Origin of the sequence: Rhodanobacter ginsengisoli, assembly GCF_042657065.1 — a bacterium.
GTDB classification, from domain to species: domain Bacteria; phylum Pseudomonadota; class Gammaproteobacteria; order Xanthomonadales; family Rhodanobacteraceae; genus Rhodanobacter; species Rhodanobacter ginsengisoli.
This window is the reverse complement of sequence record NZ_JBHSNF010000001.1, coordinates 592,636-618,367: the sequence shown is the minus strand read 5'-3', so window position 1 is coordinate 618,367 and position 25,732 is coordinate 592,636. Positions and strand designations below refer to the sequence as shown.

The window sequence follows — 25,732 nt, the reverse complement described above, 5'->3', positions numbered from 1 at the left end:
CACGATTGCGATAGGCTTCATCCATGCCTCCAGCCGCCGAACTGCTCACCCGCCTGCGCGGAATCTTCCCCGCCGATGCGCTCGCCACCGGCGAAGCCGAGCGGATTGCCTACTCGTATGACAATTCACGCCGCCACGCCTTGCCCGATGCCGTAGTGTTTCCCACCGGGCACGCGCAGGTCGAGGCGCTGGTGCAGGCCTGCCGCGAGTACCGATTGCCGGTCGTCGCGCGCGGCCGCGGCAGCAACACCACCGGCGCCACGGTGCCGGTGGAGGGCGGCGTGGTGGTGAGTTTCGAGCGGATGAACCGGATCCTGCGCATCGATCCGGACAACCGCCTCGCCGTAGTCGAGCCGGGCGTCCTGAACGGCGATCTGCAGAAGGCGCTGGCGCCGCACGGCTTCTTCTGGCCACCGGACCCCAGCTCGGCGCCATGGTGCAGCGTCGGCGGCAACCTGGCCTGCAACTCGGCCGGACCGCGCGCGGTGAAGTACGGCACGCCGCGCGAAAATACGCTGGGCCTGCGCGCGGTGGCCGGCAGCGGCGAAGGCTTTCGTTGCGGTACATACACCAGCAAGGGGGCCACCGGTTACGACCTGACCCGCTTGCTGATCGGCTCGGAAGGCACGCTGGCGCTGATCACCGAAGCCACCCTCAAGCTCACGCCGAAGCCTTCGGCGATACGCACCGTGCGCGCGACCTACCGGGATGTGGGCGCGGCCGCCCGAGCGGTGGCGCGGATCATGGCGCAACCGGTGACGCCGTGCGCGCTGGAATTCATCGACGACGTGGCGCTGAAGCTGGCCCACGCGCATGGCGGCGACAGCGTGCCGCTGGCCGGCGCCATGCTGATGATCGAAGTCGATGGCGAACCGGCCACGCTGGACGGTGCGGTGGAGGCGGTTTCCGCCGCGGCACGCGGTGACGGACTGGAGCAGCTGAGCATCGCGCGCAGCGCCGAGGAGACGCTCGCGCTGTGGTCCGCACGCAAGGCGCTGTCGCCGGCGCAACGCACGATTTCGCCGAACAAGATCAACGAGGACGTGGTGGTGCCGGTCAGTCACCTGCCCGCACTGGTCGATGGGATCAAGCAGCTGTCGGCCCGACACGACGTGCTGATCGTCAGCTTCGGTCATGCCGGCAACGGCAACCTGCACGTGAACCTGCTGCCCCGCGACGAGGCCGAACGCGAGCGCGCGCATGCCTGCCTGGCCGACCTGTTCGCGCTGGTGATCGCACTGGACGGCACGCTGTCGGGCGAACATGGCATCGGCCTGGTCAAGCGCGAGTTCATGCCACTGGCGCTGTCGCCGAATGCACTGGGGCTGATGCGCAACGTCAAGAATGCATTCGACCCCGACGGCATTCTCAATCCGGGCAAGCTGCTGCCTTGAACGGAGCTCGCGATGGCTGACCGGCTGACCCGATTGCTTGGCGAAATCCACCGCTGCCGGCTCTGCGCGGCCCACCTGCCGCTGGGGCCACGACCGGTATTGCAGGCGTCGTCTACCTCGCGGCTGCTGATCGTCGGCCAGGCGCCGGGACGCAAGGTGCATGAGAGCGGCCTCCCGTTCAACGACGCCAGCGGCGAACGACTGCGCGAGTGGCTCGGCATCGACCGCGACACGTTCTACGACGCGACCCGCATCGCGATCGTGCCGATGGGCTTCTGTTTTCCCGGCACCGGCCGTGGCGGCGACCTGCCGCCCCGACCGGAGTGCGCACCGACCTGGCATCCGCGGCTGTTGCCGTTGCTTCGCCGGGTGCGGCTGACCCTGCTGATCGGCCAGTACGCGCAGGCCGGCCTGCTCGGCGTACCGCGCGGCACGCGCCTTACCGACACCGTACTGGCATGGCGCGCCCATCTCGCCCGCGGCCAGCTGCCGTTGCCGCACCCGAGCCCGCGAAACCGGCTGTGGCTGACCCGCAATCCGTGGTTCGAAACCGAATTGCTGCCGGCCGCACGCGAGCACGTCGCCGCGGCATTGCATGACGACGACTGAGCGCACTCACGGCGCGCCTTGCCCGGCGCCCGCCGCTTCATCTAACCTGCCGAAGCTACATGGCCCGGGATCGTCCCCCGGCCCAACCTGGGGACTCCACATGCCGGATATCTGTCGATGAGCATCAAGCTCCGCCTGATCGCGATGAACTTCATGCAATTTTTCGTGTGGGGCTCATGGCTGATCACCATCGGCGCCTACTGGTTCCAGTACCGGCACTGGTCCGGCGCCCAGTTCGGCGCGATCTTCTCGACCATGGGCATCGCCTCGCTGTTCATGCCCTCGCTGATGGGCGTGATCGCCGACAAGTGGATCAATGCGGAAAAGCTCTACGGCCTGCTGCACATCGCCGGCGCGGTGGTGCTGTTCATCATCCCGAGCATCGACAATCCCACCACCCTGTTCTGGGTGATGCTGCTGAACATGATGTGCTACATGCCGACGATTTCGCTGGCGATCGCGGTGGCCTACTCGGCACTGAAGGGCGACGGCAAGGACGTGGTGATCGACTATCCGCCGATCCGGGTGTGGGGCACGATCGGCTTCATCGCGGCGCTGTGGACCGTCAGCCTGCTGCATCTGGAAACCTCGACCGGACAGTTCTACGTGGCGTCCGCCGCAGCGCTGGTACTCGGCCTGTATGCGTTCAGCCTGCCGCCCTGCCCGCCCAAGCTCGGGCGCCTGCCGGACAAGTCGCTGCTGGACATGCTCGGGCTGACCTCGTTCAAGCTGTTCCGCAACGGCAAGATGGCGATCTTCTTCATCTTCGCGATGCTGCTGGGCGCCGCGCTGCAGCTGACCAATGCCTACGGCGACACCTTCCTGCACGATTTCGCCACGGTCGATGCCTACAAGGGCATGGTCGCGGTGCGCTACCCCGCGATCATCATGTCGATCTCGCAGGTCTCCGAAACGCTGTTCATCCTGGCCATCCCGTTCTTCCTGAAGCGTTTCGGCATCAAGACGGTGATGCTGATCAGCATGCTGGCGTGGACCCTGCGCTTCGGCTTGTTCGCCTATGGCGATCCGGGCCCCGGCCTGTGGATGATCGTGCTGTCGTGCATCGTCTACGGCATGGCGTTCGACTTCTTCAACATCTCCGGCTCCCTGTTCGTCGAGGGGCAGAGCGACCCGGCGATCCGCGCCAGCGCGCAGGGCCTGTTCATGCTGATGACCAACGGCGTCGGCGCGGTACTGGGCAGCTCGCTGAGCGGCCTGATCATCGACACCTGGTTCACCCACGCCGACGGCAGCAAGGACTGGCACGGCATCTGGATGACGTTCGCCTCGTATTCGCTGGTGGTGGCGCTGCTGTTCGTGTTCCTGTTCCGCCACAAGCACGATGCCGGTGTGCTCAGCAGCGCCCATCCCGGCCGCGGCGAGGTGGCGGCACCCTGACGCGGCGGCCCGCGCCTTCGCCGCGGGCGGCGATCCCGACTGCCGCTACAATGCGCGGATGAAGATCGGCCGCTACTGCATCGACCCGCCACTGGTGCTCGCCCCGATGGCCGGCGTCACCGACAAGCCGTTCCGCCTGCTGTGCAAACGGCTCGGCGCGGGTCTGGCCGTGTCGGAGATGACCAATGCCGATCCGCGGCTGTGGCATACGCGCAAGTCGCTGCAGCGGATGGATCACGCCGGCGAACCCGAGCCGGTCAGCGTGCAGATCGCCGGCTACGACCCGGCCATGCTGGCCGAGGCGGCTCGCTTCAACGTCGCCAACGGCGCACAGATCATCGACATCAACATGGGCTGCCCGGCCAAGAAGGTGTGCAACGTATGGTCCGGTTCGGCCCTGCTGCAGGACGAGCCGCTGGTCGCGCGCATCGTCAAGGCAGTGGTCGAGGCGGTCGAGGTGCCGGTAACGCTGAAGATCCGCACCGGCTGGAATCGTGACAACCGCAATGCGCTGAACATCGCCCGGATCGCCGAAGATGCCGGCATCGCGGCGCTGGCCGTGCACGGGCGCACCCGTGCCGACAAGTACGAGGGCAACGCCGAGTACGACACCATCGCCGCGGTGAAGGCCGCGGTACGCATGCCGGTGCTGGCCAACGGCGACGTCACCACGCCGCAGCAGGCCCGCCGCGTGCTGGACCTCACCGGCGCCGATGCGCTGATGATCGGTCGCGGCGCACAGGGGCGGCCCTGGATCTTCCGCGAGATCGCACATTACCTGGCCACCGGCGAGCTGCTGCCGGAACCCGGGCCGGGCGAAGTCGGCCACATCCTGATCGGCCACCTCGAACAGCTCTACGCCTTCTATGGCGAATTGGCCGGCGTGCGCATCGCCCGCAAGCATCTGGGCTGGTATGCGAAGGACCGCCCGGAGAATGCCGCGTTCCGGCAAGTGGTCAATCGCGCCGAGTCGGCCGATACGCAACTGCGGCTGACCCGCGACTACTTCGCTGCGCTCGCGGCCGGCGAACGCCTGGCCGCATGATCACCCGGCTGCCCCATGCGGCCGAGGGGCGCGGCGTGCCGCGGGACACCGTGTCTGGAAATCTCCGCCGGCGGGCGCGTTCGACGCCGGCCAGGCCTCTCGCCCTGGTCGGACCGACCCGGACCGTTGCCCGGCCAGGCAAGACGGTCGCAATCGTTGCGAGACGCTTTGGGAAAACACCTGCGGCCATCCAGACGTCTGAACGGACCCTGCCACGGCTGCCGGCATCCAGCTGCAAACCCGGCCGAGCCGTTGTATCATGGCCAGCTACCCTTTATCTCTCTATCCGCACGAAAGGATATATACCGCGATGTCCAACTACCTGTTCACCTCCGAATCGGTCTCCGAAGGCCATCCGGACAAGGTCGCCGACCAGATCTCCGACGCCGTGCTCGATGCGATCCTGATCCAGGATCCGCGTGCCCGCGTCGCCTGCGAAACCATGGTCAAGACCGGCGTGGCGATCGTCGCCGGCGAAGTCACCACCAGTGCGTGGATCGACCTGGAGGCGCTGACCCGCAAGGTCATCGTCGACATCGGCTACAACTCCAGCGAAGTCGGTTTCGACGGCGAGACCTGCGGCGTGCTGAACCTGATCGGCAAGCAGTCGCCGGACATCAACCGCGGCGTCGACCGCAAGAATCCGGAAGAACAGGGCGCGGGCGACCAGGGCCTGATGTTCGGCTACGCCACCAACGAAACCAGGACCTTCATGCCGGCGGCGATCCACTTTTCGCATCGCCTGGTCGAGCAGCAGGCCAAGGTGCGCAAGCAGAAGAACTCGCCGCTGCCGTGGCTGCGCCCGGATGCCAAGAGCCAGGTCACCCTGCGCTACGAGCATGGCGTCGCCACCGCGATCGATGCGGTCGTGCTGTCGACCCAGCACGATCCGGGCATCAAGCAGAAGGACCTGATCGAGGCCGTGCGCGAGTACATCCTCAAGCCGGTGCTGCCGGCGAAATGGCTGCACAAGGGCACCAAGTTCCACATCAACCCGACCGGCAAGTTCGAGATCGGCGGGCCGGTGGGCGACTGCGGCCTGACCGGGCGCAAGATCATCGTGGACACCTACGGCGGCTGGGCCCGTCACGGTGGCGGTGCGTTCTCCGGCAAGGACCCGTCCAAGGTCGATCGTTCGGCCGCCTACGCCGCGCGCTACGTGGCCAAGAACATCGTGGCCGCTGGCATCGCCGACCGCTGCGAAGTGCAGGTCAGCTACGCGATCGGCGTGGCCCACCCGACCTCGATCTCGGTCACCACGTTCGGCACCGGCAAGATCAGCGACGAGCAGATCGAGAAGCTGATCCGCAAGCATTTCGACCTGCGCCCGTACGGCATCCTCAAGATGCTCGACCTGATCCACCCGATGTACCAGCAGACCGCCAGCTACGGCCACTTCGGCCGCACCCCGCAGAAGGTCAAGGACGCCAACGGCAACAGCTACACCACGTTCTCGTGGGAGCAGACCGACCGCGCCGAGGCGCTGCGCAAGGATGCCAAGCTGAAGTAAGCCGTCGCCACGCGCTGCAAACGAGACGGGCCGCCTTGAGCGGCCCGTTTCCATTTCAGGCCAGGATGCTGTGCCACCCGGATGCGACAGGCCGCTTGTGGCCGGGCCGTGCGATCGACTTGCGCGATGCGATGCGTGCGTCAGTGCAATATCCGCGATGGCCCGGCTTGCAAGCGGTGACACCGATCCACAGGAACCACCATGAACCTTTCAAAACGATCGGAACTCTGAAAAGCGGCTTTCAAAGCGCCAGCCGCTACAATGGGCGGATGTCTCTTATCCAACTGCAACGCGTCGACTTCAGTATCGGCGGCCCGCTCCTGCTCGAACACGTCGATCTGTCGATCGAGGCGAACGAACGGGTGTGCATCGTCGGTCGCAACGGCGAAGGCAAATCCACCCTGATGAAGCTGATCGCCGGCGAGCTGCATGCCGACGACGGCGAGGTGCGCATCCAGAACGGCGTGGTGGTGGCCCGGATGGCGCAGGAAGTGCCGCAGGACACCGCCGGCAACGTGTTCGACGTGGTGTCCGAGGGGCTGGGCGATCTCGGCCACCTGCTGGCGCGCTATCACCATCTGTTGCACGAGCTGCATACCCAGGCCGATTTCGATGCGTTGGGCGAGGTGCAGTCGCAGATCGAGGCGCAGCACGGCTGGGACCTGGATCGCCGGGTGACCGAGGTGCTGACCCAGCTCGAACTGCCCGGCGAGACCGACTTCGCCGCGCTGTCCGGCGGCATGAAGCGGCGCGTGCTGCTGGCCCAGGCGCTGGTGCGCAAGCCCGACGTGCTGCTGCTGGACGAACCGACCAACCACCTCGACATCGAGGCGATCGGCTGGCTGGAGACGTTTCTCAAGCAGTTCGCCGGCAGCATCATCTTCGTCACCCATGACCGCAGTTTCCTGCGCGCGCTGGCCACCCGCATCGTCGAGATCGACCGCGGCGCGCTGACCGACTGGCCGGGCGACTACGACAACTACCTGCGCCGGCGCGAGGAGCGCCTGCATGCGGAGTCGCAGGCGAACGCGCTGTTCGACAAGAAGCTGGCGCAGGAGGAAGTGTGGATCCGCCAGGGCATCAAGGCCCGGCGCACCCGCAACGAGGGGCGCGTGCGCGCGCTGAAGGCGCTGCGCAACGAACGCGCCGAACGGCGCAACCTCACCGGCAATGCGAAGATGGCCGTGGCGACGGGGCAATCTTCCGGCAAGAAGGTGATCGACCTGCAGCACGTGCACCAGGCCTTTGGCGGTCGGGTGCTGATCGACGATCTCAGCACCACGATCATGCGCGGCGACCGCATCGGCATCATCGGCCCGAATGGTGCCGGCAAGAGCACGTTGCTGAAGATCATGCTGGGCGAGCTGCAGCCGCTGCGCGGCGAGGCGACCCTGGGCACCAGCCTGCAGATTGCCTATTTCGACCAGCATCGGCTGCAGCTCAACGACAAGTTGAACGCGCTGGACAACGTCGCCGAGGGCCGTGAGTTCATCGAGCTCAACGGCCAGCGCAAGCACATCGTCGGCTACCTGCAGGACTTCCTGTTCTCGCCCGAGCGCGCGCGTTCGCCGATCACCCGCCTGTCCGGCGGCGAGCGCAACCGGCTGCTGCTGGCCAAGCTTTTCGCCCAGCCGTCGAACCTGCTGGTGATGGATGAGCCGACCAACGACCTGGACGTCGAGACACTGGAGCTGCTCGAAGAGTTGCTGACCGACTACCAGGGCACCCTGCTGCTGGTCTCGCATGACCGCGCCTTCCTCGACAACGTGGTCTCCTCGACCCTGGTGCTGGAGGGCGAAGGCCGGATCGGCGAATACGTGGGCGGCTACACCGACTGGTTGCGCCAGCGACCCGCTGCACGCGGCGTGGCCACGGGCAAACCGGCCGCCTCCGGACCGGTGGCAGCCGTCACCCCGGCGGAACCCAGGCGCAAGCGCAGCTTCAAGGAACAGCGCGAGCTGGAGCAGTTGCCCAAGCGCATCGAGCAACTGGAAGGCGACATTGCCAGTCGCACGGCGGCGATGAACGATCCGGCCTTCTTCCAGCAGGACAGCACCGCCATCGTCAAGGCGAACGAGGCCCTGGTGGCGCTGCAGGCCGAACTCGACATCGCATTCGCACGCTGGACCGCGCTGGACGGCTGAACCCTCCGGCTCACCGGGTCCGCCCTGGCTGCGCGGCGTATCATCCGCGGACGATTCCGACGGACGATGCCCATGTACACGCTCTACTACAGCCCCGGCTCAGCCAGCATGCTGGTACACCTGGTCCTGCTCGAGTGCGGTGCCCCGCACGTGCTGGAACGGGTCGATCTGGAGGCCGGACAGCAGCGCAGCGTGGCCTACCTGGCGCTGAATCCGAACGGCGTGGTGCCGACCCTGCTGATCGATGGCGTGCCACACGGCGAAGCGGCGGCGCTGGCCATGCTGCTGGCCGAGCGGCATGCCGACGCCGCGCTGGCGCCGGCGATGGGCAGCCCCGAGCGGGCCGATTACCTGCAATGGATGCTGTACCTGGCCAACTCGCTGCAGCCGCGATTCCGCCAGTGGTTCTATCCGGACGACGACCTTCCCAGCGCCAGCGATGCGGTCAAGGAAGCGGCACGCATCGGCGTGGAGGCGTGCTGGTCGCGGATCAACACCCACCTGGCGACCCACGGTCCGTACCTGCTCGGCGAGACATTCAGCGTGGTCGACCTGTATGCGTTGATGCTGATGCGCTGGTCGCGCAACATGCCGCGTCCGGCAACCAGCTGGCCGCATCTGGCCGAGCTGGCCACGCGGCTGAAGGCGCGCCCCTCGTGGCAACGCCTGTGCGCCAACGAGGGCCTCACCGAGTGGGCCTGAACCCATGAGAGCGGCGCCCGACGCCGATGCCTGGGCCGTCTACCTGCTGGAATGCGCCGACGGCCGCGTCTACACCGGCATCGCGCGCGATCCCGAACTGCGTTACGCGAAACATCTCGGCGGCAAGGGCGCCCGCTTCACCCGCTCCAACCCGCCACGCCAGTTGCTCGGCTGGGTCTGGGTCGCCGGCCACAGCGAGGCGCTGCGCCTGGAGATCGCCTGGAAGAAGTTGCCACGCGCTGCGCGCATTGCCGCGTTGCACGAAGGCATGGCGGCGCGAGGCACGCGGTGACCCGCACTGGTGATCGCTGATCAGCCAGCCGGATCGATCAACCGGTGTTTTGCAGCCCCTGGGAAACGCCGTTGACACAGGCCACCAGCGCCTGCAGCAGGGCATCGTCGCTGCGGTCGCCTGCGCGCCAGCGTTGCAGCAGGTCGACCTGCAGCAGGCTCATCGGATCGACGTAGGGATTGCGCAGACGAATCGAGGCGGCCAGACGGGGCGCATCCTGCAGCAGCATGTCATGGCCCTTCAGCCGCAGCAGCCAGCGACGGGTACTGGCGAACTCGCCGCGTATCTTCCCGAACAGCTCATCGTGCAGGGAACCGGACAGGCGGGAGAATGCCTCGGCGATATCCAGATCGGACTTGGCCAGCACCATTTCGACGTCGTCCAGCATGTTGCTGAAGAACGGCCAGTCATTCGCCATCTCGATCATCGCCTCTTCGCCGAATTCGTGCACGCCCTGCTCCAGCGCGCTGCCCAGGCCATACCAGCCGGGCAGGATCGAGCGGCACTGGGTCCAGGCAAAGACCCACGGAATCGCGCGCAGGTCCTGCACCCCGCGCATGCTGCGGCGGCTGGACGGACGCGAGCCCAGGGTCATCCGCTCGATCACGTCGATCGGCGTGGCCGCGCGGAAATAATCCACGAAATGCGGGTGGTCGACGAAGGCGCGATAGGTTTGCCGGCTGCTGGCCGACAGCATGTCCATCTGCGCACGCCAACGCCCCTCGCGCGGTTCGTCCTCGCGCGGGCGCAGCGACGCGCTGAGCACCGCACCGACGGTCTGCTCCAGGTTGCGCAGCGCCAGCGCGCGGATGCCGTACTTGCGGTGAATCACCTCGCCCTGCTCGGTCACCCGCAGCACACCGGCGACCGAGCCGCGCGGCGATGACATCAGCGCCGGCGCGATGCGCGCGCCGCCGCGACTGGCCGAGCCGCCGCGACCATGGAAGAACGCCAGATGGATGCCGGCGGCGTGGGCCACCTCGAGCAATTCGACCTGGGCGCGCTGCAGACCCCAGCGCGAGGCCAGCGTGCCGCCGTCCTTGCCGCTGTCGGAATAGCCCAGCATCACCCACTGCTGGTCCCCGCGGGCAGCCAGATGCTGGCGATAGACCGGATCGCCCAGCAGCGCGCGCAACGTGGCCGGCGCATTCTTCAGGTCGTCGACCGTCTCGAACAACGGCGCAATGTCCAAAGGCACATTCTGCAACGCAGTATGACTTGCTCTCTTCTCCCCCTCGGGGAGAAGGTGGCCCGAAGGGCCGGATGAGGGGCGGGTGCTCGCCATGAGCACGCTGTTTGCGTTCGCCTCCTCTCCCCGTCGGGGAGAGGATTGAGGTGAGGGGCCGGTGCTCGCGGGGCCGCCGATCGAAGCTCGCTCATCGGACGCCTCTTCTCCAGCGTGTCCCCTCACCCCAGCCCTCTCCCCGACGGGGAGAGGGGGTGATTCGACCAGCCCGCCATGGCGCGCCAGCGCCAGCACCGCCAGCACATCGGCGGCCGTGCGCGCCATGCTGATGATGTACAGCCCGATCGCCCCGGCACCGTAGCGCGCACGGGCCTCACCCAGCTCGTGGAACACGGCGCGCATGGTCACCGCGTTCTCGTCATCGCTACCCGCAAATACCCGGCTGCCAGCGGCGTACGGCTCCAATCGACGCACGCGCTCCTCCGGCAGACGCTCATGCCAGTCCGGGTCGTCCTGCAACGCGGCCAGCGCATCGTCATGCACGCGCGAATCCTGGCGTACGTCGAGCCGGGCCAGATGCAGGCCGAACGTGCGCACGCGGCGGATCAGTCGCTGCACGGCGTAGGCACCGGCATGCAGGCCCCGATGCTCGATCAGGCTGTCGGCGATCAGCTGCAGGTCGTCGAGCAGCTCCGCGACCGTCCGGTAGCCTTCGGCATGATCGTCATCCAGGCTGGCTTCGAGACGGGCACCGACCAGGGTCAGCAGGCAGCGGTAAGGCATGTCGGCGTGGCGTGGGCGGATCTTCGCGGCGGCCTGCGGAAAGCGCGCGCGATAGTCGGCCAGCCGCTGCTGCAGGGCGGCGGAGACGGCGACGCGCCCCTCGGTCTGGCTGAGCAGTCGCGCCAGACCGGTCACGTCGGCCAGATAGTGTTCGATCACATGCGCGCGCTGGGTGGCCAGGCTGGCGGCGATGGTGTCCGCGCCCACGTTCGGATTGCCGTCCATGTCGCCACCGACCCAGGTCGCGAAGCCCAGCAATTGCGGCAGCCTCGCCGCCACCCCATAGACCTTCTGCAGCGCATCGGCCAGCGATTCGTACAGCGCCGGCACGATGCGATAGAGCGGGTTGGCGAGGTAGAAACCGACGTGATGGTGCTCGTCCTGCACGGTGGGACGCACCGGCGACGCCTCGGCAGTCTGCCAGCCGGAGGACAACGCCATGTAGATGCGGTCGTCGTCCTCCTTGCGTTCCTGCGGGGTGCGGGTGGGGTCGAAATTGTCGATCAGCGAACGCACGACCGCCTGCTCCTTCTCCAGCAGCGAGCGACGCACCGCTTCGGTCGGATGCGCGGTGAACACCGGCTCGATCCACAGCTTCTCCAGCCACTCGAGCAATTCCTCCGGTCCCACCCCCTGTGCCTTCAGCCGCCCCAGCACATCGAGCAGGGATTCGGGTTGCGGCGCCCCGCCCTCGCGCTGGTAGTCGCGGCGACGGCGGATGCGGTGCACCCGTTCAGCCGTGTTCACCGCCTGGAAATAGGTGGCGAACGCGCGCGCCAGCGCCTCGGCATGTCCGGCATCCAGGCCGGCCAGCGAGTCAGCCAGATCGGTGACCGGCGCCCCTTCCCGGCGCCGCCGGATGGCCGCCATGCGTACCTGTTCGACCCGCTCGAAAAAAGCATTTCCGCCCTGCTCGGCCAGCATCCGGCCGACCATCGCGCCAAGCCGCCCCACGTCCTCGCGCAGTGGACCGTCGTGCGGCAGGAAGTCGGGTTCGCGGCTGCTTTCCATAAACGGGCTCCAAACGGGTCAAGCCCCCAGCGTAACCAATCCGGGGCATGTAAGGCGTCAAATCGAATCTCCCGCTACAATAAGCGGCTTGTACTGCCCGCCGAGGGGCGCTGCGACCGTTGTCGTGATAGTGCGGAACCACCCGCGATCGCCTGCACAGCTTGTGCATGCACATCACCCGACGGCCAGGCTCGGCGCGCACGTTCCACAACGGCGCCCGGTTGATACAACTAACCGGAGATACGCATGAACGCTGTCAGCAAAGACGCTGTTACCCACGATTACAAGGTCGCCGACCTTTCGCTCGCCGACTTCGGCCGCAAGGAACTGGACATCGCCGAGCACGAGATGCCGGGTCTGATGTCGATCCGCAAGAAGCACGCCACCGCGCAGCCGCTGAAGGGCGTGCGCGTGACCGGCTCGCTGCACATGACGATCCAGACCGCCGTGCTGATCGAGACGCTCAAGGACATCGGCGCCGACGTGCGCTGGGCCTCGTGCAACATCTTCTCGACCCAGGACCACGCCGCCGCCGCGATCGCCGTGACCGGTACGCCGGTGTTCGCCTGGAAGGGCGAGACGCTGGAGGAATACTGGGACTGCACGCTGGAGGCACTGAGCTTCCCCGACGGCAAGGGCGGCTTCCTCGGCCCGCAGCTGGTGGTCGATGACGGTGGCGACGTGACCTTGCTGATCCACAAGGGCTTCGAACTGGAGAACGGCTCGGACTGGGTCAACGAGAAGGCGTCCTCGCACGAGGAGCAGGTGATCAAGAACCTGCTCAAGCGCGTGCACAGCGAGCGTCCGGGCTACTGGCATACCGTGGTCAAGGACTGGAAGGGCGTCTCCGAGGAGACCACCACCGGCGTGCACCGCCTGTACCAGATGCTGGAGGCCGGCAAGCTGCTGGTGCCGGCGATCAACGTCAACGACTCGGTCACCAAGAGCAAGTTCGACAACCTGTACGGCTGCCGCGAGTCGCTGGCCGACGGCCTGAAGCGCGCGATGGACGTGATGCTGGCGGGCAAGCTCGCTGTGGTCTGCGGCTACGGCGACGTCGGCAAGGGCTGCGCCCACAGCCTGCGTGCCTACGGCTCGCGCGTGGTGGTCACCGAGATCGATCCGATCAACGCGCTGCAGGCGGCGATGGAAGGCTTCGAGGTCAATACCGTCGAGTCGACCCTGGGCCGCGCCGACATCTACGTCACCACCACCGGCAACAAGGACGTGCTGACGCTCGATCACCTGAAGGCCATGAAGGACCAGGCGATCGTCTGCAACATCGGCCACTTCGACAACGAGATCCAGGTCGACGCGCTGAACACCATGGCCGGCGTGCAGAAGATCAACATCAAGCCGCAGGTGGACAAGTACGTGTTCCCGGATGGCCACGCGATGTTCCTGCTGGCCGAAGGCCGGCTGGTCAACCTGGGCTGCGCCACTGGCCACCCCAGCTTCGTGATGTCGAACTCGTTCTCCAACCAGACCCTGGCGCAGATCGACCTGTGGGCGAACAAGGACACGTACGAGAACAAGGTCTACATCCTGCCGAAGAAGCTCGACGAGGAAGTCGCGCGTCTGCACCTGGAGAAGATCGGCGTGAAGCTGACCAAGCTCAGCACCGAGCAGGCCAAGTACCTCGGCGTGCCGGTGGATGGCCCGTACAAGCCGGAGCATTACCGCTACTGATCGGCCGATCGGCCAGCTGCTGGTGAATGAAGAAGGGCGCACTCCGGTGCGCCCTTTTTTTGCCTCGGCGACTCTCCAGTCCACGGGAATCGGCGGCTCATGCGTCTTCCCGGGTTGTCCCCTGGGAGGCCTGCCATGTCCTTGGCGCGGTCCCACCCGGCCGAGTCGATTCGCGCAGGAAACACCGATCGACGCCGCGGTCCCCGGTACCCGATGGCCAGCCGGTCAGTACCTGATGACGGACGACCCCCGACAGGCCGTCGTGACGATCGGCTCCGGAACGATGGACCCGCCCGGGCGTGCCGGATCCATACGATATATCGCTTCATCGCGAAATAGAGATATATACTTGCCCACATCGTTCATCAGGAACCCAGGCGATGCCGGCCATCAGCTTCGAATTCTTCCCGCCCAAGACCGACGAACAGCGCACCCAGCTCGACCGCGCGGCGCAGTTGCTCAAGGCCCATCGGCCGGAGTACGCCTCGGTGACGTTCGGCGCCGGCGGCTCCACGCTCAGCTATACCGGCGATACCGTGGCGCGGCTGCATTCGCACCATGGCCTGAACGTGGCGCCGCATCTGTCCTGCGTGGGCGGCACTCGCGCCGAACTGGCAGCGTTGCTGGATGAGTACCGCGCGGCGGGTTATCGACGCATCGTCGCGCTGCGCGGCGACATGCCGTCGGGCATGGCCACGGCCGGTGACTTCCGCTACGCCGCCGAGCTGGTCAGCTTCATCCGCGAGCATTGCGGCGACCACTTCCACATCGAGGTGGCGGCCTACCCGGAAACCCATCCGCAGGCCGACGACGCGCTGCGCGACCTGCACCATTTCAAGGCCAAGATCGACGCCGGCGCGAACGGGGCAATCACCCAGTATTTCTTCAATCCCGACGCCTACTTCCGCTTCGTCGACGACGTGCGCAAACTGGGCGTAAACGTGCCGATCGTGCCGGGCATCATGCCGATCTCGAACTACAGCCAGCTGAAGCGCTTCTCGGACATGTGCGGCGCGGAAATCCCGCGCTGGATCGTCAAACGCATGCAGGCCCACGGGGACGACGCCGAGTCCGTGCGCGCCCTCGGCACCGAGGTGGTGGCGCAGCTGTGCCGGCGCCTGCTCGAGGGCGGTGCGCCCGGCCTGCATTTCTACACGCTCAATCGGGCCAGGGCGACACAAGCGGTACTGCAGCAGCTTTCCTGACGCACGGGACGCGTATGCTGATGCGATGCGCCGTCCGATCATCCTGCTGTGCCTCGTCCTGCTTGTCCGGGCCGTCCCGGCCATGGCCCAGGCGGCTATCCACCACTGCATCGGTGCGAATGGCGGCGCGGTGTTCACCGACCAGCCCTGCGCCGCGCTGCAGGCCACACCGGTCGACTCCGCCGCCCGACCGAATGCCGAGGCGCCGTCTGCCGCGCCGCCGCCGATCCTGTGCGCCGCCAGCCTGGGCCAGCTGCGACAGGGCGTGATCAACGCGTTTGCCGGTCGCGACGCCAACCGCATGGCCGGCCTGATGCTGTGGGACGGTTACGGCCGCGGCGACGTGGTGGCGGACATACGCTCGCTGACCCAGTTGATGAAAACGCCACTGCTGGATGTCGACATCCCGGGCGAGCCAGCCGACAGCGACAACGATTCGCCAGCGCAGCCCGGGGCCGGCGACGACGGTGCCCCATTCGGCGCCGATGCCCCGCCGGACCAGCCGCCGCGGCACGATCAACTGGTGCTGCACATGGCCGGCAACGACGGCGGCGAGAGCCCCCGCGAGCAGCGGTTCGACGTGGTGCGCAGTGCCGGCTGCCTGTGGCTGCGCAGCGCGGACTGAGCCGCAGCGGTTATCATGGGCAGTCCCCCTTGGAGAACCGACATGGCCCAGCAATACCCCGATTGGATCTGGCAGAACGGCAGCGTCAAGCCGTGGGCCGAGGCGACCACGCATGTGATGTCGCATGCCCTGCATTACGGCTCGTCGGTGTTCGAGGGTATCCGCAGCTATGCCACGCCCGATGGCGCGGCCATCTTCCGGCTCACCGACCATCTGAACCGGCTGTACCAGTCAGCCAAGATCTACGACATGGTGCTGCCGTATTCCGTCGACGAACTGGCCACGGCCTGCCGTGCGGTGCTGAAGAAGAACGGACTGGGCGCCGCCTACCTGCGCCCGGTTGCCTACCGCGGCCTGGGTGGATTCGGCCTGTCCGCCGAAACCCCGATCGACGTGGCCGTGGCCGCGTGGCCGATGGGTCCGTATCTCGGGCCGGAAGCGCTCAAGAACGGCATCGACGCCTGTGTGTCGAGCTGGCAGCGGTTCGCGCCGAACACCCTCCCGGCGGGCGCCAAGGCCGGCGGCAACTATCTGTCCGGCCAGTTGATCGCGCGCGAGGCGCGCAGGCTCGGCTTCGGCGAAGGCATCGCGCTGGCGTCCAGCGGCCTGCTCAGCGAAGGCGCGGGAGAGAACCTGTTCCTGGTCTTCGATGGCGTGTTGCACACCACCCCGGCCAGCGCCTCGATTCTCGCCGGGATCACCCGCGATACCCTGAAAACGCTGGCCCGCGAGGACGGCATCGAGGTCATCGAACGCGACATCCCGCGCGAATACCTCTACCTCGCCGACGAGTTGCTGATGTGCGGCACCGCCGCCGAGATCACCCCGATCCGCTCGGTCGACGGCAAACAGGTCGGCACGGGCAAGGCCGGCCGCGTCACCGAGCGGCTGCAGGAACTGTTCTTCGGCCTGTTCGATGGCCGCACCAACGACAAGTGGGGCTGGCTCGAGCAGGTCTGAGTCCGGTGCAAAAAGAACCCCGCATCGCGGGGTTCTTTTTGCACCCGGGTACTCAACTGAAGACGATGCTGGCGATGGCGCCGTTGCCGTCGCTGCGCGGTCGCATCGAGACATCCCAGCCATAGAGCTCGCACAGCCGCCGCACGATCGCCAGGCCGAGGCCGGCGCCGCTGCCACCGGCACCTTCACCGCGCACGCCGCGCTGAAACAGCCGCTCGGCATCTTCCGGCTTGATCCCCGGGCCGGTGTCGATCACCTCGATACTGTCGACGCCCACCTCGACCCTTACGCTGCCTTCCAGGGTGTACTTGATCGCGTTGCCGATCAGGTTGGTCAGTGCCACCGCCAGTACGGAAGCGGGTGCGTTGACGGTCACGGGGTCGATCACGTTCAACTCGATGGTCAATGGCTTGCCACGCATCTGCGGGCGCTGGCTCTCGATCACATCGGCGGCGACCTTGCCGACTTCGGTGGTCTCGCCACGGGTCGGGCCGCGCCGCTCGGCGCGCGACAACAGCAGCAGCGCCTCGATCAGCTCGGTCGCCTGGCGCGAGGCACGCTCGATCCGCTTCAGCCGCTCGCTGATCTTTTCGGTGAGATCGGGCGAACCCTGCAACAATTCGGTGGTGCTGGCGATCACCGCCAGTGGCGTGCGCAGCTCGTGGCTGACGTCGGAGTTGAACTCGCGATCACGCTCGACCATGGCGGTGAGCCGCGCCGAATATTCGTCCAGCGCCAGTGCGAGCTCGCCCACCTCGTCGTCCGCAAAATGCGGTGCCAGCGGCTCGGCCTTGCCCGCCTTGCGGAAGTCGCGCAGGCGCCTGGCCAGCTCGCTGACCGGCTTGAGCACCTTGCGCGAGAGCCACATGCCCAGCACCAGCGAGAGCAGTCCGAATAGGAAGACCGCACCGATCACGCTGACCAGCAACTGCTGCTTGCCCAGTTCATCGCGCGAGACGTCGTAGCGCAGGAAGCTGATCACGCCACCTTCCCGCCGCACCGCCAGCTTGTAGCGCTTGGTCTGGCCGTCGGCGTCGGTTTCGCTGATGTCGTGCACGCCCGTCGTCAGCTGTTGCCAGCTGAGCGGCGCCTTGTAGATCGTACGATCGCTCCACGTCCACGCCTTGACGATGTTGAAGTGGGGCGTCTGGGTAGGATCGGCACGCACCTGTGCATTGAGGCTGTCTACCTCGTCCTGCAGGCTTGCCGTGATCAGCTGGTCTTCCACCTTGGCGCGGATATTCAACGCCGCCACGGCAAACAGCGCGCTGAGGCCGAAGCCGAACAGCGCGAACGAGACGATCAATCGGAAGCGAAGCTTACGCCTGGACTGCATCCGGCTCGACCATTCGATAGCCAATGCCGTGCCGCGTGTGGATCAGCGGCTTCTCGAATGGTTTGTCGATCGCCGCACGCAGACCGTGGATATGCACGCGCAGCGAGTCGCTGTCCGGCAGTTCCTCGCCCCACACGCGCTGTTCCAGGTCCTGCCGGGTCACCACCGACGGACTGGCCTCCATCAGCGCTTGCAGCAGCTTCAGGCCGATCGGATTGAGCTGGATCGACTTGCCTTCGCGGTTCACCGTCAGCGTGTCGAGGTTGAAGGTAAGGTCGGCCACCTTCAGCACCCGGCTCTGCGGGCCCTTGCCGCGACGCGCCAGCACTTCCAGCCGCGCCGCCAGTTCCTGCAACGCGAACGGCTTGGTCATGTAGTCATCGGCGCCGGACTCGAAGCCGGTCAGCTTCTGCTCCAGCGCATCGCGCGCGGTGAGCATCAGGATCGGCGTCTGCTTGTGTGCCTCGTGCCGCAGCTTGCGCGCCACTTCGAGGCCATCCATGCCAGGCAGCGTGAGATCCAGCACGATCACGTCAAAATCGTGCACCACGGCCAGGTGCAGGCCGGTCACGCCATCGCCCGCAAAATCGACCATGTTGCCGCGGTCTTCCAGATAATCGCCGATGTTGGTCGCGATATCGCTGTTGTCTTCGATCACCAGTACACGCATGTGTCACTCCTGCACAACCGGCGCACGGGCCGACTGGGGCTGCCAGCTTAACAAGCTTGCGTGAATGAAGCGTACCGCTTGCCAGGCGAAAATGAACGTCCCGGGACACAGGCAAGAAAAAGGCCCAGATGCGCGACTCGCCGTCGTCACACCTGGGCCCAAACTACTGCCCCGATACCATCATCTGCCTTCGCTCGGCCTTGCGGCTGAAATACCTGACAAATCGATAGAGACTGAGTTATACGACGCCCATGGTTACGGTACGGTTAATCGGACCTGCTCTGCGAGCAAGCACATCGGAAGACGCCATGGCGTTCTCTCCCAATGGTCGGTGCCAACGGCAATTTTCACTGGCGCCCCCTGACGAGGCCCGCATCGTCTCCGGGCCAGCGGCAAATATGCGTCCCGGTGACGACCTGGCAAGCCGCCCGGGCCCGGATCTCCTCGCTGCCCGCATGTGCATCGGATGACGCGCGCGTGCCGGCCATCGCCGCATTCAGCACGAACACCATGGTCTGGCGGTATCGCCGCTGCTCCGCCGAGCCCCGCGGGGCCGGATATCTCCAGCCTCGCATCGCACGCATCGCCGCCTGGTCGAATATGCCGGTCGGCTCGGCGTGGACGACCTGCAAATCCCGCAGACCGCCATCGGCAGTGAGCCCGAATTCGATCACCACCTTCCCTTCGATCCCCCGCATCAACGCCATCTGCGGATAGATCGGCTGCCGGATGCGGGTTGGCGTCAATGGAGGCGTCGATGCAGGGGATGGCGGCGACTCCGTCGTCGCTATCGGTGCCACTTTCGGCATGGTCGCTGTCGCCAGCGGTGGCGCGACCCGCTGGGTCGGTACGGCCAGTTCAGGGATGGCTGCGCTGGGCACAGACAGCCGCGGCGCTTCGATCGCCCCGGCCACAGGCTCCTGCCGGACCGGAATCACCGGCGATGGACGCAGCGGTGCCAGATGCGGCAGGAAGGCCGCCGCCGCGACATCCAGTGCGGGGATCATCGGACTTTTCATCGCGATCACGAACGGAGCAATCGTCGAGGGCATTTGCAGGGAGGCTTCGGCCAGCGTTTCCTGCTGACGGATCTGCCTCCACTCCAGCCGCAGGGTGAGCGCAATCAACGTGGCGCCAAGCAGCACCGCGACGAGGTGAGCTGGCGTCCTCCTCCGTTCGACCCGCTGCGCCGGCAGGACCATGTACTGCACGCGATCAAGCAAAATACCGCCATTGGCAGCGAGCAGCAGCGAGCCGGGACGCTGACGCAACTCACCGAGTTGGGCCAGTGTCGCCGCGAATTCCTGCCGGCTGCCACCGGTGACCGACAATGCGAGCTGGTCGCAGCAGATTTCGCGTTCGTTGCGAACATCACGCGAAATCCAGTGCACCACCGGATGATAGAAATGCAATGTTTCCAGGATCACCTGGAACAGGTTGGCCACCGGATCCAGCCGCTTCAGGTGCGCCAGCTCATGGGCCAGGATCAGCTCGACCTGGGTCACCGGAAAATCGCACGCCACCGCCATGGGCAACAGGATCACGGGGCGTATCCAGCCCACCAGAATGGGGGTGACGACGAGCTTGCTGCACAGCACGGCGACACGCCGGCGCAACCCGAAGCGGTCGGCCATCAGGTTGAGCCTGGCCTGCCACAACGGTGCTCGTTCAGCCACGCACACCAGGACCTTCAGTCGCCGCCACTGCTGCCAGGCACGCAGCGACAGCAGCAGCACACCCGCCGACCAGGCCAGCACCAACCAGGGCAGCAAGGCGTCTAGCCCGGCCTGCCAATCCAGTCCCTCATTCGCTGTTGCGGAGGACATGGACAGGGCCGGCGTCACCGTGTCGATGGCCGCCTGAGCTTGCCCGGCAACGGTCGCCGCATCCAGCAGCCACCAGCAAGTGAACACGGGGCACGCCGCAAGCACGATCAGCGCGCCCATGCCGAAGCGGTAACGCCATTCGCCGCGCGGCAACGCCGACCGTACGGCCCCGTAGACCACACCCACCAGGGCAGCCTGCCACAGGAAATGCAGCAACACCCAGCCGATGATCCGCACGCCGCTCAGCATCAGGGAGAACGCGTCCATCACGGCGCGTCCTTGTCGAGCTTGTTCAACAGGCGGCGGATCTCGCGCAATTCCTCGGGGCTTGTCTGCTGACTGCCCAGCGCATGCAACACCAACTGGGAGGACGAACCGTCGAATACCCGCTGCACCAGATCGACCAGGAACCGCTTCTGCGTACGCTCCTTGCTCACCGCCGCACGATACACATGCGCGCGCTGCGAATCGTCACGCTCCACCAGTCCCTTGGCATGCATGACCTGCAGCAGTTTCAATGCCGTGGTGTAGCCGGTGCCTTCATTGAGGTGCAGCACGTCATGCACTTCGCGCACCGTGCAAGCATCCCGCGACCACAGCACGTGCAGGATCTCCAACTCGCCCTCGGTTGGCTTCGGCACACCCGCGCGCGTCTTCTTCATGTGAAATCACCCTCTGCGGCGGGCCGGGCATCCCTTGCCCGGCCCGCCTCGGTTCGGCAATGAGCGGCGCTCTTTCTTCAGTTGCCGCCGCCCCGGAGATTCTGCACGTGTTTCATCTGATCCATCACATGCAGCCTGTCGCGTTCGTTCTGCATTTTCTGTCCATAGGTCACGCACGTTGTCCGCGGGATATGCGATCCCACCGGTGCGATCGACTCGCAAATCAGACGATCATTGTCCCGATGGGTCAAGGTCGCATTTACCGCTTCCTGATCATTGAAAAGCTGGATCTTTGCGTTCGGATCCATCTTGTCGACAGTATCGTATTTGTCGAACAGCGACTGCATGTCGGCCAGATGGCTGTCCACTTCGCCACGCTCTTTTTCACTGATGAGATCGTATCGGCCGCCCGGAAGCATTTCCTTGTGCACCGTCGCGACGACCGCCGTAAAGTCCGCCTTGTTGTCCACCTTGACGGCCACCTTGGCCTTGGATGCCTGCGCGGCTCCCACCTGCAGCATCACCGCGACAGCAAATACTCCGATCAAACTACCCTTCAGTTTCATGCCCCACTCTCCCGATCAAGCCGCACACCCGTTGCGGGCTGCCTGTCGCAAGATCCCTGTGCGGGGATCATAAGAGAGAGTTTTCGACGCTGTCAACGAAGATTGTCGTACTACGCTTTTCGTAGCATATTCCGTCTCGGCCGGGCCTCTGCCGCCACCTCGGCTGCATTCGATTGAAGCAGCTCGATGATGGCGCCGGCCACATCGACGCCGGTGGCCGCCTCGATCCCTTCCAGCCCGGGTGAGGCATTCACTTCCAGCAACAACGGACCGCGCCTGGAACGCAGCAGGTCGACCCCCGCGATGCCCAGGCCGAGCGCACCGGCGGCACGCACGGCGATGCGTTTTTCCTCCGCGCTCAGGGTCGCCGCCAAGGCGCGCCCGCCCCGATGCAGGTTGGCGCGGAACTCGCCGGGGCTGGCCTCGCGCTGCATCGCCGCCACGACTTTCTTGCCGACCACGAAGCAGCGCAAGTCGCTGCCGTTGGCCTCGGCGATGAACTCCTGCACCAGGAAATTGGCGTACAGGCCGCGGAACGCCTCGATCACGCTTTGTGATGCGCTGCGTTTCTCGGCCAGCACCACGCCGGTGCCCTGGGTGCCTTCATTGAGCTTGATCACGTGCGGCGGATCGCCGAGCAGGGCCAGCACGTCGGCGGTGTCGTCGGGGTTGTCGCCGAATACCGTGACCGGCATGTCGATGCCCTGCGCGGACAGGATCTGCAGGCAACGCAGCTTGTCGCGCGCGCGCAGCACGGCATCGGAGGGATTGGGCGTGTACACGCCCATCATCTCGAGCTGCCGCAACACGGCCGTGCCATAGAACGTGCTGGAAGTGCCGATGCGCGGAATCACCGCATCGATGTCGCGGACCGCCTTGCCGTTGTAGCGGATCGCCACGGCGCCCGGTGCGATCCGCACATAGCAGCGCAAGGGGTCGAGCACGCGCACCACATGGCCGCGCACGCGCGCCGCCTCGACCAGTCGCTTGGTCGAATACAGGCGGGTGTTGCGCGACAGGATCGCAATTTTCATACAGAGGCCATCATGCCGGGAAAGCGGCCGCCGAGAGCGGTCGCGACTGGGTATAGGAAAGTGCCGGGTCCACCGCGAAACGGCCATGCAGCGCACTGCGGCCCAGCAACATCGGAAACAGCATGTGCCGACGATCGGTGAGGTTGATGTCGACGCTGAATTGTTGCCCCGCCAGCAATACTTCGCTGCGGATGAACCAGCGCTCGGTACGACGACCGCCGGTGTCGGTCACCGTGCGCCGATCCAGTGCCGGTGCCTCGCAACATACCTCCAGCGGATGCCGGCGACCGACATGCATGGTGAAGCGCAGCCAGGTGGCGCCGTCGTGCTGAAATTCCTCCAGCGTGTCGACATGCAGCGAGCTGCTGCGGGCGCCGGTGTCGAGCTTGGCCTTGAGCATGCCGATGCCCAGCTGCGGCAGCGCCAGTCGCTCCCGCCAGCCCAACGTAACCAGGCGCGCGCTGATCAGATCCGCCATAGGGGTTCGCGATAGCTCGGGGATCGGAGGACCGGGGGAATGGAGCGGGTGAAGGGAATCGAACCCTCGTCAGTAGCTTGGGAAGCTACAGCTCTACCATTGAGCTACACCCGCGCTGGTCGGCGGATGGTAACCCGGGATTCGCCCGGTTGGAACTACCGGAATCCTTTCCCACGGCATCCGATTCGATTCGACCGCGTCCAAGGCGGGCCGTCACTCTCGACCCAACAGCGCATGAATCGCAGATGGCGGCCAGCTGAACCGGCAACGGCACGGAGCGGCAAAACTAAGCCCGTCCTAATCCCGCCCATGCGCATAATCTGGCCGTCATCGCAGAACGGACCGCGGATCGAGTGGATCCATCGTGCGATACATGCCACCTCACCCGAGGAAACACCATGCGCTTGCTTGCGAAGTTCCTTGCTCCACTGCGCCGCCACGGACGACTGCTGGCTGTTCTGCTGCTGTGTGCCGGCGCCGGCCTGGCCCAGGCCCAGTCCGGCGTGAACGACGACAGCGCCGACCCGCCCGGCCGGGTCGCCCGGCTGTCGTACGTTGCCGGCGACCTGGGCTTCCTGCCCGCCGGCGCCAGCGACTGGAGCGATGCCGACCTCAACCGGCCGCTGACCACCGGCGACCGCTTGTCCACCAGCGACAATGCCCGCGCCGAACTGGAATTCGGCGGCGGCACGCTGCGCATGGACCACCGGACCGACGTCGGCCTGCTCGACCTCGACGATCGGCTGGCCCAGGTCGAACTGACCCAGGGCACCCTCAGTCTCAGCGTCCGTCATCTGGATGACGGCCAGAGCTACGAGATCGACACGCCGACCGTGGCGCTGGTGATCGACCAGCCCGGCACCTTCCGGGTGGACATCGACGACCGTGGCGGCACCCGGGTCACCGCGTTCGACGGCAGCGCCTCCGTCTATGGACAGGACAACGCCCAGCGCACGATCAATCCCGGTCGCAGTTATCGCTTCGCCGATTCCAGCCTGGCGATGGTGACGATCATGGATATCGACGGTGGCGATGCGTTCGACGCCTGGACCGACCGGCGCAACCGGCGCTACGCGGAATCGGTCAGCCGCCGGTACGTCTCCGACGACGTGGTCGGCTACCAGGATCTGGACCAGTACGGCGACTGGCAGGACACCAGCGACTACGGTGCCGTGTGGTACCCGACCCAGGTCGCCGCCGACTGGGCGCCTTACCGCGACGGCCACTGGGCCTATATCGCGCCGTGGGGCTGGACCTGGGTGGACGATACCCCGTGGGGTTATGCGCCCTACCACTACGGTCGCTGGGCCTACACGCATCGCGGATGGGGCTGGATCCCGGGGCCGCGCGACGTGCGTCCGATCTACGCGCCGGCGCTGGTTGCGTTTGTCGGCGGCGGCGGCTGGTCGGTCGGCATCGGTAGCGGCCCGGTCGGCTGGTTCCCGCTCGGCCCGGACGAAATCTACGATCCGTGGTACCACACCAGCCGCGGCTACTACGCCGACATCAACATCCACAACATGCGCGAGCGCCATGGGCACGATCACCGCGCCGACATCGATCATCACTACGATCGCTATCGGCGGGGCCTGCCGGATGCTGACGGGCGCCATGCCAACCGCGACGCGCCCCGCGGCTTCACTGCCGTGCCGGGCCGGACGTTTGCCGCCGGCCGGGATGTCCGCCGCAACCTGGTCCGGGTCGACGCACGCGAACGCGCCGCGGCGCCGATGCTTGCACGCGGATCCCGTCAGTTGCGCCCGGATGCGGAAGCCGCAAGAGCACCCGGAAATGCCCATGTGCGCAATCTGCCGGCCGGCGGTTTCAACCGCGAAGTGGTGGCGCGCCACGCGCCACCGGTCATGACGCGAGGCGCAGGAGACATCGGTCATGCCGACCGTTCGATCGGTTCGCGGCGCGCTGGCCCTGCCGTCGACTCCCATGTCCGCGTGCTGGATCGGCGCCAGGTCTCCGGCCCGATCCGGGCGCTGCCGGTCGCCACGCGGGTGACCGCGGGTACGCCGGCCGACCGGGGTCATGGCGATGCTGCCACCGTCCGCGCGGAGTCCGGATTGCCATCGGCCCGATTCGCCCATCCGCAGGGCCGGGACCATATGGACCGACGCGAGTCGATGCCGCGACCGGGCGTCAGCTACATCTCCGGCGCCGGCGAAAGAGCGAGTCGCCCGATGTCCCGAGGTGGTCCGGACCTGCCCGCCGTGCCGCAGATCCGGCGCGCCGAACCGGTCAACCGGATCGCGCCGACCAGCGAGGCACGCCCACAACAGCGCTTCGAGGCCGACCGCAGCAGACAGCCTGACCGGGCCGCCCGGAACATCCCCATGCGCAACGCCCCCGAGCCACGCTTCCAGCGTGCGGCGCCCGAGCCGCGCAGCTACGTCCGTGAGGCTCCACGCCCGATGCCGGCGCGCAGCGAACCGCCGCGGCAAATCATGCAGCAGCCGCGCTACCAGCAGCCGCCACGGGTCGCCGCGCCACCCCGCGCCGAAGCACCTCGTGCGCAGCGCAGCGAGCCCCGGCCCGAGAGAGAGCCGCCACCGAAACGGCGGAAGGACGGGCAGCGACCATGAAGCTGAGGTAGAGTCT

Annotated in this window: 20 protein-coding genes, 1 tRNA gene, 2 pseudogenes and 1 riboswitch; of the genes and pseudogenes, 13 read left to right on the top strand and 10 right to left on the bottom strand. The window is 66.5% G+C overall.

Annotated features, from left to right (window positions below; translation table 11 throughout):
* Nucleotides 1–23: 23 nt before the first annotated feature.
* The 8 genes from ACFPPA_RS02600 to ACFPPA_RS02565 all read left to right on the top strand — a co-directional run bounded on the left by ACFPPA_RS02600 (nt 24) and on the right by ACFPPA_RS02565 (nt 9,094).
* Nucleotides 24–1,394, top strand: a complete 1,371-nt coding sequence (locus ACFPPA_RS02600) for an FAD-binding oxidoreductase (protein WP_377316980.1) — start codon at nt 24–26, stop codon at nt 1,392–1,394.
* A gap of 12 nt (nt 1,395–1,406) precedes the next feature.
* Entirely contained in the window at nt 1,407–2,003 is a 597-nt protein-coding gene (locus tag ACFPPA_RS02595; RefSeq protein WP_377316978.1) for a uracil-DNA glycosylase family protein, read from the top strand.
* Nucleotides 2,004–2,120: 117 nt separating this feature from the next.
* Nucleotides 2,121–3,401, top strand: coding sequence for a nucleoside permease (locus ACFPPA_RS02590; RefSeq protein ID WP_377316976.1), 1,281 nt, complete (start codon nt 2,121–2,123; stop codon nt 3,399–3,401).
* A gap of 58 nt (nt 3,402–3,459) precedes the next feature.
* Nucleotides 3,460–4,446, top strand: a complete 987-nt coding sequence (gene dusB / locus ACFPPA_RS02585; protein ID WP_377316974.1) for a tRNA dihydrouridine synthase DusB — start codon at nt 3,460–3,462, stop codon at nt 4,444–4,446.
* 310 nt (nt 4,447–4,756) lie between these two features.
* The gene (gene metK, locus ACFPPA_RS02580) at nt 4,757–5,956 is read left to right on the top strand and encodes a methionine adenosyltransferase (protein ID WP_377316972.1); all 1,200 of its coding nucleotides are present in this window, start codon (nt 4,757–4,759) and stop codon (nt 5,954–5,956) included.
* Nucleotides 5,957–6,225: 269 nt separating this feature from the next.
* Complete coding sequence (locus ACFPPA_RS02575; protein WP_377316970.1) at nt 6,226–8,100, top strand: ATP-binding cassette domain-containing protein; 1,875 nt, start codon at nt 6,226–6,228, stop codon at nt 8,098–8,100.
* A 72-nt stretch (nt 8,101–8,172) separates the two neighbouring features.
* Complete coding sequence (locus tag ACFPPA_RS02570) at nt 8,173–8,802, top strand: glutathione S-transferase family protein (protein WP_377316968.1); 630 nt, start codon at nt 8,173–8,175, stop codon at nt 8,800–8,802.
* Between the two features lie 4 nt (nt 8,803–8,806).
* On the top strand, nt 8,807–9,094 hold the full coding sequence (locus tag ACFPPA_RS02565) for a GIY-YIG nuclease family protein (protein ID WP_377316966.1): 288 nt from the start codon (nt 8,807–8,809) through the stop codon (nt 9,092–9,094).
* A 37-nt stretch (nt 9,095–9,131) separates the two neighbouring features.
* Here the strand turns inward: ACFPPA_RS02565 and ACFPPA_RS02560 are convergent.
* Nucleotides 9,132–10,406: pseudogene (locus tag ACFPPA_RS02560) on the bottom strand (phosphoenolpyruvate carboxylase); the annotation flags it as partial.
* A gap of 129 nt (nt 10,407–10,535) precedes the next feature.
* Nucleotides 10,536–12,074, bottom strand: a pseudogene (locus ACFPPA_RS02555) (phosphoenolpyruvate carboxylase); the annotation flags it as partial.
* 96 nt (nt 12,075–12,170) lie between these two features.
* A riboswitch (S-adenosyl-L-homocysteine riboswitch) is annotated at nt 12,171–12,300 on the top strand.
* Nucleotides 12,301–12,320: 20 nt separating this feature from the next.
* Between ACFPPA_RS02555 and ahcY the strand changes: the two are divergent.
* From ahcY to ACFPPA_RS02535, 4 genes are all read left to right on the top strand, one after another.
* Nucleotides 12,321–13,763, top strand: a complete 1,443-nt coding sequence (ahcY, locus tag ACFPPA_RS02550) for an adenosylhomocysteinase (protein ID WP_377316964.1) — start codon at nt 12,321–12,323, stop codon at nt 13,761–13,763.
* A 380-nt stretch (nt 13,764–14,143) separates the two neighbouring features.
* Nucleotides 14,144–14,968, top strand: a complete 825-nt coding sequence (metF, locus tag ACFPPA_RS02545) for a methylenetetrahydrofolate reductase [NAD(P)H] (protein WP_377316962.1) — start codon at nt 14,144–14,146, stop codon at nt 14,966–14,968.
* Nucleotides 14,969–14,993: 25 nt separating this feature from the next.
* On the top strand, nt 14,994–15,593 hold the full coding sequence (locus ACFPPA_RS02540) for a DUF4124 domain-containing protein (protein WP_377316960.1): 600 nt from the start codon (nt 14,994–14,996) through the stop codon (nt 15,591–15,593).
* A gap of 42 nt (nt 15,594–15,635) precedes the next feature.
* Nucleotides 15,636–16,553, top strand: coding sequence for a branched-chain amino acid transaminase (locus ACFPPA_RS02535; protein ID WP_377316958.1), 918 nt, complete (start codon nt 15,636–15,638; stop codon nt 16,551–16,553).
* A gap of 52 nt (nt 16,554–16,605) precedes the next feature.
* On the opposite strand, the gene ACFPPA_RS02530 is transcribed toward ACFPPA_RS02535, so the two are convergent.
* The 8 genes from ACFPPA_RS02530 to ACFPPA_RS02495 all read right to left on the bottom strand — a co-directional run bounded on the left by ACFPPA_RS02530 (nt 16,606) and on the right by ACFPPA_RS02495 (nt 23,239).
* Complete coding sequence (locus tag ACFPPA_RS02530) at nt 16,606–17,889, bottom strand: sensor histidine kinase (protein ID WP_377316956.1); 1,284 nt, start codon at nt 17,887–17,889, stop codon at nt 16,606–16,608.
* Nucleotides 17,873–18,559, bottom strand: coding sequence for a response regulator transcription factor (locus ACFPPA_RS02525; RefSeq protein WP_377316954.1), 687 nt, complete (start codon nt 18,557–18,559; stop codon nt 17,873–17,875). Before ACFPPA_RS02525 ends, ACFPPA_RS02530 begins: the two co-directional genes overlap by 17 nt.
* A 347-nt stretch (nt 18,560–18,906) precedes the next feature.
* Complete coding sequence (locus tag ACFPPA_RS02520) at nt 18,907–20,652, bottom strand: TonB family protein (RefSeq protein WP_377316952.1); 1,746 nt, start codon at nt 20,650–20,652, stop codon at nt 18,907–18,909.
* Nucleotides 20,652–21,047, bottom strand: a complete 396-nt coding sequence (locus ACFPPA_RS02515; RefSeq protein WP_377316950.1) for a BlaI/MecI/CopY family transcriptional regulator — start codon at nt 21,045–21,047, stop codon at nt 20,652–20,654. Before ACFPPA_RS02515 ends, ACFPPA_RS02520 begins: the two co-directional genes overlap by 1 nt.
* Before the next feature lie 77 nt (nt 21,048–21,124).
* On the bottom strand, nt 21,125–21,613 hold the full coding sequence (locus tag ACFPPA_RS02510) for a hypothetical protein (protein WP_377316948.1): 489 nt from the start codon (nt 21,611–21,613) through the stop codon (nt 21,125–21,127).
* A 110-nt stretch (nt 21,614–21,723) separates the two neighbouring features.
* Nucleotides 21,724–22,647: a 30S ribosomal protein S6--L-glutamate ligase gene (rimK, locus tag ACFPPA_RS02505; protein ID WP_377316946.1), complete on the bottom strand. Its 924-nt coding sequence runs from the start codon at nt 22,645–22,647 to the stop codon at nt 21,724–21,726.
* A 10-nt stretch (nt 22,648–22,657) separates the two neighbouring features.
* Complete coding sequence (locus ACFPPA_RS02500) at nt 22,658–23,125, bottom strand: ATP-dependent zinc protease family protein (protein WP_377316944.1); 468 nt, start codon at nt 23,123–23,125, stop codon at nt 22,658–22,660.
* Between the two features lie 40 nt (nt 23,126–23,165).
* Nucleotides 23,166–23,239, bottom strand: a tRNA-Gly gene (locus ACFPPA_RS02495).
* Nucleotides 23,240–23,523: 284 nt separating this feature from the next.
* Between ACFPPA_RS02495 and ACFPPA_RS02490 the strand changes: the two genes are divergently transcribed.
* Nucleotides 23,524–25,716, top strand: a complete 2,193-nt coding sequence (locus ACFPPA_RS02490; protein ID WP_377316942.1) for a DUF6600 domain-containing protein — start codon at nt 23,524–23,526, stop codon at nt 25,714–25,716.
* Nucleotides 25,717–25,732 lie beyond the last annotated feature (16 nt).